General features: G+C 42.1%; 14 protein-coding genes and 1 other RNA gene. 12 read left to right on the forward strand and 3 right to left on the reverse strand.

The window, feature by feature from the left end; genetic code table 11:
* Positions 1 to 9: 9 nt before the first annotated feature.
* Positions 10 to 1209, reverse strand: a complete 1200-nt coding sequence (locus tag BLS59_RS02095) for an acetyltransferase domain-containing protein (protein ID WP_091143471.1) — start codon at positions 1207 to 1209, stop codon at positions 10 to 12.
* Positions 1210 to 1537: 328 nt separating this feature from the next.
* Between BLS59_RS02095 and ffs the strand changes: the two genes are divergently transcribed.
* From ffs to BLS59_RS02155, 12 genes are all read left to right on the forward strand, one after another.
* Positions 1538 to 1636, forward strand: an RNA gene (ffs, locus tag BLS59_RS02100) — signal recognition particle sRNA small type.
* A gap of 199 nt (positions 1637 to 1835) precedes the next feature.
* Positions 1836 to 2213 (forward strand): DUF1304 domain-containing protein, encoded by a 378-nt coding sequence (locus BLS59_RS02105; protein ID WP_240315123.1) that lies wholly within the window; start codon positions 1836 to 1838, stop codon positions 2211 to 2213.
* 131 nt (positions 2214 to 2344) lie between these two features.
* Positions 2345 to 3301: a YpdA family putative bacillithiol disulfide reductase gene (locus BLS59_RS02110; RefSeq protein WP_091143474.1), complete on the forward strand. Its 957-nt coding sequence runs from the start codon at positions 2345 to 2347 to the stop codon at positions 3299 to 3301.
* Between the two features lie 622 nt (positions 3302 to 3923).
* Positions 3924 to 4565 carry an N-acetyltransferase gene (locus BLS59_RS02115; protein ID WP_091143477.1) on the forward strand — a complete coding sequence of 214 codons (642 nt, stop codon included), beginning with the start codon at positions 3924 to 3926 and terminating at the stop codon, positions 4563 to 4565.
* Positions 4566 to 4613: 48 nt separating this feature from the next.
* Positions 4614 to 5003 carry a four helix bundle protein gene (locus BLS59_RS02120; protein ID WP_091143481.1) on the forward strand — a complete coding sequence of 130 codons (390 nt, stop codon included), beginning with the start codon at positions 4614 to 4616 and terminating at the stop codon, positions 5001 to 5003.
* Entirely contained in the window at positions 5000 to 6193 is a 1194-nt protein-coding gene (gene argG, locus BLS59_RS02125) for an argininosuccinate synthase (RefSeq protein WP_091143484.1), read from the forward strand. The genes BLS59_RS02120 and argG overlap by 4 nt, the downstream gene beginning before the upstream one ends.
* On the forward strand, positions 6190 to 6543 hold the full coding sequence (locus BLS59_RS02130) for a cupin domain-containing protein (RefSeq protein WP_091143488.1): 354 nt from the start codon (positions 6190 to 6192) through the stop codon (positions 6541 to 6543). The genes argG and BLS59_RS02130 overlap by 4 nt, the downstream gene beginning before the upstream one ends.
* Positions 6521 to 7519 carry an N-acetyl-gamma-glutamyl-phosphate reductase gene (gene argC, locus BLS59_RS02135; protein ID WP_091143491.1) on the forward strand — a complete coding sequence of 333 codons (999 nt, stop codon included), beginning with the start codon at positions 6521 to 6523 and terminating at the stop codon, positions 7517 to 7519. Before BLS59_RS02130 ends, argC begins: the two co-directional genes overlap by 23 nt.
* Before the next feature lie 157 nt (positions 7520 to 7676).
* Positions 7677 to 8033 carry a four helix bundle protein gene (locus BLS59_RS02140; RefSeq protein WP_091143495.1) on the forward strand — a complete coding sequence of 119 codons (357 nt, stop codon included), beginning with the start codon at positions 7677 to 7679 and terminating at the stop codon, positions 8031 to 8033.
* 97 nt (positions 8034 to 8130) lie between these two features.
* On the forward strand, positions 8131 to 9258 hold the full coding sequence (locus tag BLS59_RS02145; RefSeq protein WP_091143498.1) for an aspartate aminotransferase family protein: 1128 nt from the start codon (positions 8131 to 8133) through the stop codon (positions 9256 to 9258).
* Positions 9259 to 9324: 66 nt separating this feature from the next.
* Complete coding sequence (locus tag BLS59_RS02150) at positions 9325 to 10272, forward strand: N-acetylornithine carbamoyltransferase (protein WP_091143502.1); 948 nt, start codon at positions 9325 to 9327, stop codon at positions 10270 to 10272.
* Between the two features lie 172 nt (positions 10273 to 10444).
* Positions 10445 to 11053 carry an FMN-binding negative transcriptional regulator gene (locus tag BLS59_RS02155; protein WP_091143505.1) on the forward strand — a complete coding sequence of 203 codons (609 nt, stop codon included), beginning with the start codon at positions 10445 to 10447 and terminating at the stop codon, positions 11051 to 11053.
* Between the two features lies 1 nt (position 11054).
* Here BLS59_RS02155 and BLS59_RS02160 read toward each other — a convergent pair whose 3' ends face one another.
* A complete protein-coding gene (locus tag BLS59_RS02160) occupies positions 11055 to 12299 on the reverse strand; it encodes a cation:proton antiporter (protein ID WP_091143508.1) in 1245 nt (414 codons plus the stop codon).
* Positions 12300 to 12359: 60 nt separating this feature from the next.
* On the reverse strand, positions 12360 to 13658 hold the full coding sequence (locus BLS59_RS02165; protein ID WP_091143513.1) for an NAD(P)/FAD-dependent oxidoreductase: 1299 nt from the start codon (positions 13656 to 13658) through the stop codon (positions 12360 to 12362).
* Positions 13659 to 13821 lie beyond the last annotated feature (163 nt).

Consider the following 13821-nt stretch of genomic DNA (forward strand, 5'->3'; position numbering starts at 1 on the left):
TGGTAAACATCAAATATAGCTAAGCCACCATTGGTGATGCGATTTTTTGTATTTGCTATACCACCTGCAGGGCCAGTACAGCGTAAACACAACAACAAACCATATGATGTAAACCTCTAACAAATTAAAACCAAATTTTTGCGGACTAAACAAAAACGGAAACTGGGGATTGACAATATCGCTGGTTTTAAAGCCCATCACAAAAAACAGGATGATATGGAATGACTGAATAAGATACCAATGGCATATATAGTAAAAGAAAGGCACGTTGCCATATACTATAGCCAGGGATGCAAACCTGTTTTTCAGTCCTTCGGTTTGGGAGAGGATGACCAGGGAAGTGCCCAGAGTCATCCCGAGGTAAAGCAGCGAGCAGGGATATTTGGTTACGTTAAAAAACGAAATTATGCTGAGTGCCGTAGTTTTTTGAACCGACCATGGGGATGGATCGCCATAAATATTAAGGGCCCTGAAAACAAAAAATAACGCCAGCAGTCCCAGACCAGAAAACAGCAATACCTTTTTCCGTTTAACCGCGCTAACAGATGTTTTATATAATGACCCAAAGGCATAGCCAACGAACATTACGCCCGTCCACGGTAAAAGTGCATAGGCCAGTAAGAAGAAATGGTTATTACCAACATTCACCATAGCACTGAAGCCATTGGTTGAAACCAGCAATTTCCAGATAAATGTATTACCAATAGTTCCCGGGCTCACGATATCAAATATATTATGACCAAAGAATATAAGAACGCCAATTACACCAATAACAGTTACCGAAGCACGTAACCGTACCAGCAAACCCAGTAAAACCATACTGCCGCCAATGGCCCATATTACCTGAAATATTAGTATGTTATAGAATGGGTTTAACGTTATTGCGAAGCTTATAAACACAAACTCAACAGCTATGAGCCATAAGCCACGCTTTATTAAAAAGGTACTTAGCTGATTTTGCGTTCGCCGGGCACCTGCTAAATGAGCCGAAATACCGCTCAGGAATACAAACGTAGGGGCGCAAAAATGGGTGATCCACCTGGTGAAAAACAGGATGGGTGTGGTTATTGCCAGATTCGTGGGGTCGGGCTGCCCTAAATGAAAAACATCGCGCACGTGGTCAATAGCCATAATTAGCATAACCAACCCTCTCAAAATATCAATCGACTCAATACGATATTTTACTGCCAGAGCATTTGGTGTTGTCATTTATAATTGATTAAGGTTCTTAATGTTAAATATACATGATTTTTCAAATACAACAATATGGTTAACAATACATTAAGCCGCAAGCTGCCATCGACATGATACTTCGATATTAAAATCACTTATTTCACCTTTTAAAAACAGGCAAAAAACAGGTCCTGATTCCAAAAAACGCATAATTGCGCATTTTTGGCGATAAAAAACAGTGCGGGTATTGCCCGTAATAGCCCGTCAATGTTAAAATTAGCAAGCTATCAACTTATCTATCAGTCAGTAAACCTTTTTTAACAATTTATTAACCATAAACAAACCTTTTTCTATATTTGCGCCGGGGTAAGTCTTTTACGGCCAGCTCCTCTTGAACTCCCCCAGGGTGGGAACACAGCAAGGGTAGAGAGTTGAGCGGCGCGATAAAAGTAGCTTACCCTTTTTTATGCCCAAATTTTTTTGGGCACCCTTTCCTATCCCCATAATCACCAGCTCCATCACACTTTTGATAATATCGAATTTACCGTAATAACATTGTTAAATATCCTTGCAGAACAGTACATTTAACCAAGCTTATAAAATATCAATTGTGTAAATATGCTGGCTTTTTTTCCGGAACAATAACACCCATCAACCAAATTATGGAAAACATGATACCACTGTTAGCTAAAACATTTACAGGAATAGTAGCTATTGAACATCTTTTTATTTTATGGATGGAGATGTTTGCCTGGGAAACAACAGGTAAAAAAGTGTTTAAACAGGTCCTGCCCGAAGAGCTATTCAAACCTACGAAGGGTTTAGCAGCCAACCAGGGATTATATAACGGCTTTTTGGCTGAAGGTTTAATCTGGAGTTTTTTTATTTCGGATTTGGTGTGGCAAAAAAACGTAGCCTGTTTCTTTTTAATTTGCGTAATTGTGGCGGGGTTATATGGTGCAATCTCCGCTTCAAAAAAAATATTCTTCACTCAGGCCCTGCCTGCAATTATTGCATTAATTTTCGTTGCTTTAACTTAGCGCTACTGCATGTTCAAGCGCAGACACTCCCGTAAAGCATAGTTCAAGCGTAGACGCATAAACTTACGAAAGTTCGACATTCAAGTACATTATTCGATATTACTTCTCCCTAAACTGCCTATCTTCGCCTTATGCTCGATATACTCATTATAGGCGGCGGCCCTATTGGTTTAGCCTGCGGACTTGCAGCGCAAAAAGCCGGTTTAAGTTTTATTATTGTTGAAAAAGGCTGCCTGGTAAACTCGTTGTACAACTACCCAGCTACCATGACTTTCTTCTCCACTTCGGAGAAACTGGAAATTGGCGGTGTACCTTTTGTAACCGTGCATAACAAGCCTACCCGTAACGATGCTTTAGAGTATTATCGCCGGGTTGCATTATCCAATAACCTGCCGCTTAATTTATTTGAGGAAGTTACCAATGTAAAAGCCGAAGGTAATGGCTATATAATAACCACCAGCAAAGCTACTTACCAGGCAAGAAAAGTGATTCTCTCAACCGGTTTTTATGATATTGCCGTTAATCTTGATATTCCCGGCGAAGACCTGCCCAAAGTAAAACACTATTACCAGGACCCGCATTATTACACATCGCAAAAGGTTGTGGTTGTGGGTTCCAGCAATTCGGCCATTGATGTGGCACTGGAAACTTACCGCAAAGGTGCCGAAGTTACATTGGTAGTACGCGGCCCCGAGATCAGCAACAGGGTTAAATACTGGGTTCGTCCTGATATTATTAACCGGATAAAAGAAGGCAGTATTAAGGCTTATTTCAACTCTAACCTGGAAGCGGTCCGTGAGCATGAGGTGGATATACAAACGCCCGATGGCCTGCTTACCATCCCCAATGATTTTGTAATGGCCATGACGGGTTATAAACCCAATTTCAATTTCCTTAAAAAGTTGGGCATCATACTATCCGAAGATAAATTTATACCACAGTACAACCCCGAAACCATGGAAACTAACTTACCCGGCCTGTACCTCGCCGGCGTGGTATGCGGCGGAATGGATACGCACCTGTGGTTCATCGAAAACTCCCGCATTCATGCAGATATGATTTTGGGTGACATTGTTTCGAAAAGGTGAATGGTTGATTAAGTTGGTTAAGAGAATGGTTGTTAAGCCCGATTTGTGCAGTTAGCGTTAGGGACGTGGATACCGGCCTGTGGCTAATGCCTGAGCAGTATGAGCAGAAAGCCTGGCCGCAGGCAACGCCATGATATTTGTCTGAACCGCGATTAAGCTGATTTATCAGATTATTGGATTTTTATAAAAGAATCCTATTCATCCTTTAATCTTATAAATCCCGGTTCAGACAAAATCCTGTTCATCCTATAATCCCGCTAATCCCGGTTCAGACAAAATTCAACTTGTCATCCCACTATAACTAAATAATTTTTTTCTTGTATAAGTAAAAATTTATGGCCTAATTTGCACCCAAATTAAAAACACAGTAATACCTCAAAAAAATGAATCAACCAAGCTTAAATAAGCCCGCAATAAGAGCAACATTTGCTCCGGTTGCCGCTGCTTTGGGTTCAACTGTTTTTTTATGCGGCTCTCCCCGACGAAGGCCCTATATGCCACGGGTTTGAATTAGTTTCCTGTACTAACCCCTCATAAAAGAGTTTTAAACTCTTTTATAAAAAAACCATCTAATTATTAAGGCCTCAAAAGCCAATTAATTTAACGGTAATCACCTATTTAAATGACAATACAAGATTTTGATATTCAGGTTGCTACAGCACAGCATGTAGACTATGCCCCACTTATTTGCGATGAAATGGCCGAATCGGCCAAAGCACGCGGTACCGGCATTGCTCAACGCTCGCCCGAATATGTTGCCAACAAAATGCTGGAAGGCAAGGCAGTTATAGCCGTGCATAAAGACGGTACCTGGGCCGGCTTTTGTTATATTGAAACCTGGAGCCACGGCGATTTTGTTGCCAACTCGGGTCTTATTGTTAACCCCCACTATCGTAAGGTAGGGTTGGCAAAGGCTATTAAACACGCTATTTTTCAACTTTCCCGCAAAAAATATCCCGATGCTAAAATATTCGGATTAACAACCGGTCTGGCCGTTATGCGTATCAATTCAGAAATTGGTTACGAACCTGTCACCTACTCTGAACTTACCCAGGACGAAAACTTTTGGGCGGGCTGCAAAAGCTGCGTAAACTACGACATACTGATGAGCAAAGACCGCAAAAACTGCATGTGCACTGCCATGCTGTTTGATCCGGCCGAAAAGCTTAAACAGGATGAGGAAAAAATGAAACGCATTACCCATAAAGCAACCCTCCTTGAACGTATTGAAAACGCCATTAAGAAACGCATACACCACGAATAGGAGGTTAAAGGTCAAAGGCGAAAGGTTAAAGGTAGAAATTTAGGTAACATGAGAGATTATAAGAAACTTGACATCTGGAAAAAATCACACTTGCTTACAAAGCAGGTGTATGCCGAAGTTTTGCCTATTATGCCCGTTGAAGAACGTTTTGCTTTAACCAATCAGCTTCGAACCTATTCAATCCCTTTAAATATCGTTGAAGGATGCGGTAAAAACACCGATAAAGATTTTGTTCATTACCTTGATAACGCATTAGGTTCGGCTCATGAAGTAGAGTACACTTGCTATTTAATTTACGATCTGGGACTTATTCCAAAAGAAATATACAACAAAATACACACAATAATTAACGAAGTAAAAGCCATGTTAATTGGCTTTATAAAATTTTTACGCGGCGAAACCTTTAACCTTTCGCCTTTAACCTTTTACCCCAAATGAAGAAAGTAGTATTAGCATACAGCGGCGGATTAGATACCTCATTTTGCTGTATATATTTAACACAGGATCTTGGTTACGAAGTTCACTCGGTTATTGTAAACACCGGTGGCTTTAGCGACGAGGAATTGAAAGGTGTGGAAGAACGCGCCTACAAAATGGGCGTAACATCACACCACGTTGTTGACGAAACTGAGAATTTTTATAACACCTGCGTTCGCTTTTTGATTTATGGGAACGTGTTAAAAAACAACACCTACCCGCTTTCGGTTAGTGCCGAACGTGTAAGTCAGGCTACCGCCATCGCAAATTACGCTAAAGAAATTGGTGCCGAGTATGTTGCCCACGGCAGTACCGGTGCCGGTAACGATCAGGTGCGTTTTGATATGATCTTTAATATCCTGGTGCCCGAAGTAAAGATCATCACCCCTATCCGCGATTTAAAACTTAGTCGCGAGGCCGAGATCCAATACCTGAAAGATCATGGTGTGGATATGAACTTCGAGAAAGCTAAATACTCTATTAACAAGGGTATCTGGGGAACATCTGTTGGTGGTAAAGAAACACTTACATCAAACCTGGGCTTACCAGAAGAGGCATGGCCAACACAGGTTACCGAAACCGAAGTAAGAGATATTGTTCTTGAATTTGAAAAAGGCGAACTTGTAGGCATCGACGGTGAAAAATACGATCATCCTACAAAAGCTATCCAGGCTTTACAGGCCATTGCGCAGCCTTACGGCATTGGCAGGGATATTCACGTGGGCGATACCATTATTGGCATTAAAGGCCGCGTTGGCTTTGAAGCTGCTGCTCCTATGGTAATTATTAAAGCTCACCATACTTTAGAGAAACACACCCTAACCAAATGGCAGTTAACCTGGAAAGATCAGCTTTCGATGTTCTACGGTAACTGGCTTCATGAAGGGCAGTTTCATGACCCTATTATGCGTAATATGGAGGCTTTCCTGAGCGACACACAGACCAACGTAAGCGGCAAGGTATTTGTACAGCTGCACCCGTATCGTTTCCAGGTGATAGGTATCGAGTCGGATCATGACCTGATGAGCAACAAGTTTGGCAGCTATGGCGAAATGAACAACTCATGGAGCGGCGAAGATGTTAAAGGTTTCTCTAAGATATTCGGTAACCAGGTTATGATATATCACAAGGTTAATCAGGACGCAAAATGATTAACACAGCTTTTTCAAAAGGAGAATGTTTAAAGCATTATAACTGGGGCGATGATTGCCACGGATGGACTTTCATTGATACCGAAGCACTATCTGTTAAACAGGAGCTGATGCCGCCGGATACTGCCGAACAATTACATTATCACGAAAAAGCTACGCAGGTATTTTTCATTTTAAAGGGACGGGCAACGTTTTCTATAGATGGAGAAACCACGGTATTAAAGCCAGAACAGGGCATCGAGATATTACCGGGTCAAAAGCACTTCATCAGTAATAACGACCGGAGTGACCTGGAGTTTATTTTATATTCATATCCATCAACAAATAATGACAGGATTAACATCAAATAAAATTAAAGCAGGAATCATTGGCGGTGCGGGATACACAGGCGGCGAAATGCTGCGTATCCTGATAAACCACCCCAATGTGGATATTGCTTTTGTGCACAGCAACAGCAACGCCGGTAATTATGTTTACGAAGTACACACCGACCTGTTTGGCGATACCGACCTTAAATTCGCGGCCGAACTATCAACTGGTATTGACGTGCTTTTCCTTTGCGTTGGTCATGGCGATGCCAAGAAGTTTTTGGAGGCGAACGAAATTCCCGATTCGGTAAAGATTATCGACCTAAGCCAGGATTTTAGGTTAAGTCAGAACTCAAAATTAAAAAGTAAAAACTTTGTTTACGGCTTGCCCGAGCTTAACCGCGAGGCTATTAAAACTGCTGATAATATTGCCAATCCGGGTTGTTTCGCTACCTGTTTACAGTTGGGCTTATTGCCTTTGGCTTCAAAAGGTCTGTTAAATAGCGAAGTACATATTACGGCTACAACTGGCTCAACGGGTGCCGGTCAAAGTTTGGCGGCTACCTCCCACTTTACTTGGAGAAATGATAACCTATCTGTTTATAAGGCTTTTAACCACCAGCATTTAAACGAAATTGGGCAATCCTTAAAACAGTTGCAGTCGGGTTTTGATAAGGCTATTAACTTTATCCCATATCGCGGCGACTTTACCCGTGGCATCATCGCGTCGATGTATACCGAGAGTGACCTGAGTGAAGAAGATGCTTTAGCATTGTACCAAGTTTATTATGAAGGTCACCCTTTTACGCATGTAACCAATCGTAATATCGATTTGAAACAGATTGTTAATACCAACAAATGTTTTATCCAGGTTAAAAAACACGATAATAAAATATTCATTATCAGCATAATGGACAATTTACTTAAAGGCGCTTCGGGCCAGGCAGTACAGAACATGAACCTCCTGTTTGGCCTCGATGAGCGCGCAGGACTACGACTCAAGGCGACTGCTTTTTAAGCTGAAGGCTAAAAGCCCAAAGCAAAAAGCCTTTTTAAGCTGAAAGCTAAAGGCCCAAAGCAAAAAGCAGTTGCCATTATATGATTATAATTGTAACGATAAAATAATTAGAAAAGTAAAGCTTTTTGCTTTAGGCTTTTAGCTTTAGGCTCACAATATGAGGGATTATAGGAAATATGAAGTATGGAAAAAAGCACATGAACTAAATATGTTCATCTATTTAACTGTACTTCCTAAATTCCCTAAAAGTGAACAATATGATTTAATGAGTCAAACAAAGCGTGCCTCTTACTCTATTCCGCTAAATATTGTGGAAGGATGCGGAAGAAATACAGAGCGTGATTTTGCTCACTTTTTAGATCAGGCTTTAGGCTCGTCACACGAATTAGAATATTGCTTGTTAATGTGTCGAGATTTGAGTTATGTTGACGAACACTTGTATGAGCAAACTAATAAAACAATTAATGAAGTAAAGGCCATGCTGATAGGCCTTATTAAAACACTTAGAAAGTAAAAAGCTTTTTGCCTTGAGCCTTTAGCTTTAAACTTTATACAACATTTAGAAAATAAAAGCTTTTTGCCTTAGGCCTTTAGCTTTAAGCCTTAATAATATGAAACTGTTCGACGTATACCCCATCAACCCAATAAATATAGTTAAAGGTCAGGGCAGCCTTGTTTATGATGCCCATGGCACAGAATATCTTGATATGTATGGCGGTCACGCTGTTATATCTATCGGTCATACCCACCCCCATTACGTAAAACGTTTGGAGGATCAATTGCACCAATTGGGTTTTTACTCCAACTCTATAGAAATTCCAATTCAAAAGGAATTGGCAACCTTGTTAGGTAAGGTATCGGGCAAGGATGATTATCAGCTGTTTATGTGTAATTCTGGTGCCGAGGCAAACGAGAACGCGCTTAAACTGGCTTCGTTTTATAATGGTAAAAAGAAAGTTATTGCTTTCAGGAAATCGTTTCACGGTCGTACATCATTAGCCGTTGCGGTTACCGATAACCCTAAAATTGTTGCCCCCATCAATGAAACAGATAATGTTATCTTTTTGCCATGGGCAGATGAAGCAGCATTAGCGCAGGCTTTTGCCGATAACGAAATTTCATCTGTTATCATTGAAGGTATCCAGGGTGTTGGCGGCATCCAGGTAGCGCCAGAAAGCTTCCTGCAAAAGATCCGTTCACTATGCGATGAGCATAACGCCGTTTTTATTGCCGATTCTGTTCAATGCGGATACGGCCGTACAGGTAAGTTCTTCTCACAAGATTTTGCCGGTGTTAATGCCGATATTTATACAATGGCCAAGGGAATGGGGAATGGTTTCCCGGTTGGAGGTATCATCATATCGCCAAAAATACAGCCTGCTTATGGTATGCTGGGCACTACTTTCGGCGGTAATCACCTGGCTTGCGCTGCCGGTTTGGCTGTTTTGGAAATCATGGAGCAGGATAACCTGATGCTAAATGCCGCTACTATTGGCGAGTACCTGATAAAGGAACTTAAAAAACTGGAGCAGGTAAAAGAAGTAAGGGGCCGCGGATTAATGATTGGTATTGAACTGCCCGAAGAATTAGCCCATGTCCGTAAAGAGCTTTTATTTAAGCACCACATTTTTACCGGCGAAGCAAAACCAAACGTGGTAAGGCTCCTCCCCGCATTAAACCTCACAAAAGCTCACGCTGACAGGTTCCTGGAAGCTTTTGTAAATGTTCTGAATCAATAAAAGCCCCCTCTAATCTCCCCCAAAGGGGGAGACTTTATAATTTTGTTACAATTATTAAGTAAGTCTATGAAACTGTTTTCCTCTGTAAATGATGTTACTGATATCAACGCCCTTGTAAAAGAGGCTTTGGCGCTTAAGCAAAACCCATTTGAACACCAGCAACTTGGTAAAAATAAAACACTTGCTTTGGTGTTTTTAAATCCAAGTTTGCGTACCCGTATGAGTACCCAAAAGGCGGCCCTTAACCTGGGTATGAACGTTATGGTGCTTAATATTGATAAAGAAGGCTGGGCTTTGGAACTGCGCGACGGCGTGATCATGGACGGAACCACTGTTGAGCACATTCGCGAAGCAGCAGGTGTTATGGGCCAATATGCCGATATTATCGGTGTACGCTCTTTCCCGGGTTTGAGGAACCGTGAAGAGGATTACAGCGAAATGATCTTTAACAAGTTTGTGGAGTTTTGTAAAGTACCCGTAGTGAGCCTTGAATCGGCCACGCGCCACCCACTGCAAAGTCTTGCCGATTTGGTAACTATTGAGGAATTAAAGAAAACCGCGCGCCCTAAGGTTGTATTAACCTGGGCACCGCATATAAAACCATTACCGCAGGCCGTACCCAATTCATTTTCGGAGTGGATGTGCAAGGCCGATGTTGACTTTACCATTGTACAGCCAAAGGGCTACGAACTTTGTGCCGATTTTACCCAGGGCGCTAAGATCAGTTACGACCAGGATGAAGCTTTGGCCGGGGCCGATTTTATTTACGTAAAAAACTGGTCGGCCTACGAGCCTTATGGAAATATCCTCGGTAAAAATGAGGAATGGATGCTCACCAATGAAAAGCTGAAAGCAACCAACGATGCCCGTGTAATGCACTGCCTGCCCGTTCGCCGTAACCTGGAACTATCAGATGAAATACTCGATGGGCCAAATGCTATTGTAGTACATGAAGCCGGTAACCGTGTTTGGGCCGCACAAGCGGTGTTAAAGCAGATGCTGGAAGCGTTGTAAAGTAATTGGGCCACTAATACAAAAAGGGGTCATGCTGAGCTTGTCGAAGCATAGCGGGTAAAGGCTGCTGCTGCGCGCGACCCTTCGACAAGCTCAGGGTGACAGGCCTTTATCTAACACCTCATTTCTTAGAGTAATGACAGTGGTTTTATAGATTTCTTGATTAAACACCATGTACATACCCAAGCACTTCCAATTAGCAGATCAGCAGCAGGCCGTCAGCTTTATGCAACGGTATAGCTTTGCAACTATAATTACTTCGGAGGGTGATGTGCCAGTAGCTACCCATCTCCCCTTTTTGGTGGAACTGCGCGATGATAAAATTGTGTTGTGCTCACATTTCGCCAGGGCAAACCCGCAGGCTAATGATATGGTTGGTAAAACAGTGCTGGTAATTTTTACCGAACCGCATGCCTATGTCTCACCCCAGCATTACGAAAAGGAAACAAACGTACCTACCTGGAATTATATGGCCGTACACGCTTATGGCAAAGCCACACTGGTACCCGAAGGTGCAGACACCGCCCTGTTACTGGCAAAAACCATCAATAACTACGAGGAAGCCTATCAGCAACAATGGAACAGCCTGCCCTATGAATACAAGCAAAAGATGATGAAGGGCATAGTAGCCTTCGAAATTGTAGTAGATGACCTGCAAGGCAAACAGAAACTCAGCCAAAACCGCACAGCCGTCGAACGGGAAAATATTATTAGTGCCCTCGGCAAAAGCGACGACACCAATGAGCAGGATATCGCCAAATATATGGACGGCTTAAAATAACCTATTCAATTGATTTTGATGTGCGGTTGATCATGGCATTTAGTGTTAGTCCCTGCACAATTACCGAGAATATCACGATAAAATAACTGCCCGAAAGTATCAAATGCCGGTATGGCGTAATAGGCAACGTTAGCGCCAATGCTATGGAAATGCCGCCCCTTAAACCAGCCCAGGTCATGATATTGATATTACTGTAGTTTACCTGTAAGCTGCGCCGCAAAAAGGTAAGCGGCAGCATAATGCTCAGCCACCTGGCTACCAATATGAGCACGATAGAAATACTCCCCGTAACCCAATAGTTGTTTACAAATGGCAGGTTGATAAGCTGTAAACCTATCATTACAAACAAAATGGTGTTCAGCATTTCATCTACCAGCTGCCAGAATTTCTCCAATGCCTCATGCGATTTTTCTTTGTTATCCTGGTTAATGGAATGACTGCCGGCAAACAGTCCCGCAGTAACTACCGACAATGGTATAGAGAATTCAAAAATGGTTGCCAGTACAGATAAACCCATCACCAATGCCAGCGAGATCAATACTATGGTTTGAAAATCTTTTACAGATTTCATCAATCGCTGGGCAAGATATCCTAATATAGCTCCGGCCAAAATACCACCCAACACCTCCTTTATAATCAGCATTAACACCTTTGATGCTTCAATATTGTGCTCTCCCACTCTTGTTATTTCCAGTATAATTACAAATAGCACCAAACCCAAACCATCGTTAAAAAGCGATTCGCCGGAGATAATGGTTTCCAGGTGTGCAGGCAGTTTGGAGTTTTTTACAATGGCCGATACCGCTACCGGGTCTGTTGGCGATACCAATGCTCCAAACAACAAACAATACAGCAGCGGCATGTGGATATGAAACAGTGGCGCGAGGTAAAAAAGCAGTAAACCAAAAATGGCTGTTGATAGTATTACCCCAAATGTACTCAGTACGAAAACCGGTCGCATTTCGCGCTTTAGTTTTTTACCGTCGAGGTTAAAGGCGCTGGAAAAAAGCAGGAAGCCCAGCATAATGTTAAGCACCGCCTTTGAAAAGTCGATATTCTTGGATAACGTGGTAAGATACTGCGCGGTTGCGGGGCTTACCCTATCAATCACCAGTATAATTATAGATGCTATAGTAGCTATCAAAACCGTTCCGATGGTGGGCGGAAGTTTAAAAAATCGTGCGTTTATGTACGAAAAAACAGCACTTACAATAACCAATAAAGCAATTATAACAAACAGATCCATAAGCAATTACCCTATAGTAATAAAACTAAGGGCACAATGTTTTAAAACATTTGCATCTTTTTATTTCGATTCGGAACTGCTCTTTCTGGTTTCCAGGTCAAAATATCTTACTATCAAACGGTTATCGCTGTTTTTGGTAAAGTAGTTTATGGCCCAGCTAAAAAATATAATACCCTTATTGGTAAAACCTGCCAACGACATTAAATGTACAAAGCCCCACAACAGCCAGGCAAAAAATCCCTGGAAATGCAGTTTGCCCAAATCGGCCACCGCCTTATTACGACCGATGGTAGCCAATGAGCCCTTATCCTTATACTTAAACGGCACTGTAGCATCGCCATTAATAATGCGGATAAGATTTTTAGCCAGCCACTCGCCCTGTTGCATGGCGGCCGGTGCTACGCCGGGGTGCCCGTTTGGCGTTTCGGGAGTTATCATGGCTGCTACATCGCCTACCGCAAAAATATTGGTGTAGCCGTGTACCCTGCTCACTTCATCAACCAGTATGCGGTAGCCTTTGGTAATGGAGGTTTCGGGCATACCTGCGGGTACTTCGCCTTTTACGCCTGCGGCCCATAGTACATTACGCGTTAATATGGTGGTACCATCATCAATTTTTAATTCAACACCGTTATAACTTTGCACGTGTACGCTGTTAAATATGGTTACATCCATATCCTGCAGAAACTTTTTAGCCTTTGATGATGCGCCTTCAGAAAACGATGCCAGCAATTCGGCCTTGCCTTCAACCAGGTACACTTTCATGCTATGTTTACGCAAACCGTGATAATCCTTCATGAGTATCAGCTCGCGCATTTCGGCAAGTGCACCAGAGAGTTCTACGCCGGTTGGCCCGCCGCCTACTACCACAAAAGTCATCAGCGCTGCCTTCTCCTCGGGATCCTTACTCACCAGCGACATTTCCAGGTTTTGCAGGATAAGGCTGCGCAGGTTAAGCGCCTCAGGAATATTTTTCATCGGCATGGCAAAATGCTCAATTTCGGCATTACCGAAAAAGTTGGTGTTTGATCCCGTAGCGATGATCAGGTAGTCATAATATATAGTGCCAATATTGGTATCAATCGTATTACTTTCCGGGTGAATCTGCTGAACCTCGGCCAGTGCAAACCTGAAATTATCCTGTTTGGTAAAAATACGACGAATGGGAAAGCCAATAGAATCTGCGGCTATGGAACCCGCCGCCACCTGGTAAAGCAAAGGCTGAAAAGTGTGGTAATTATGTTTATCCAGCATCAGTACATCTACCGGTGCGTTTTTAAGGTTTTTTGCTAATTGCAGGCCGCCAAATCCCCCGCCTATTATAACAACACGTGGCTTGGTACTCTTCTTTTGATCCATAGGTAAATTTTATAGCAAGTTTAATGCCTTAAAATTTCAATTATACTAATTATTTCATAATCAATTTGTAAAGTTATTCCTCAATATATAATTAATCATTTTAAGGCCATTTTAACAATAAATACATGATAATTTCATATTTTTATCAGATTTCTATTTAAAA

This window comes from Mucilaginibacter pineti, assembly GCF_900101875.1.
Taxonomy (GTDB): domain Bacteria; phylum Bacteroidota; class Bacteroidia; order Sphingobacteriales; family Sphingobacteriaceae; genus Mucilaginibacter; species Mucilaginibacter pineti.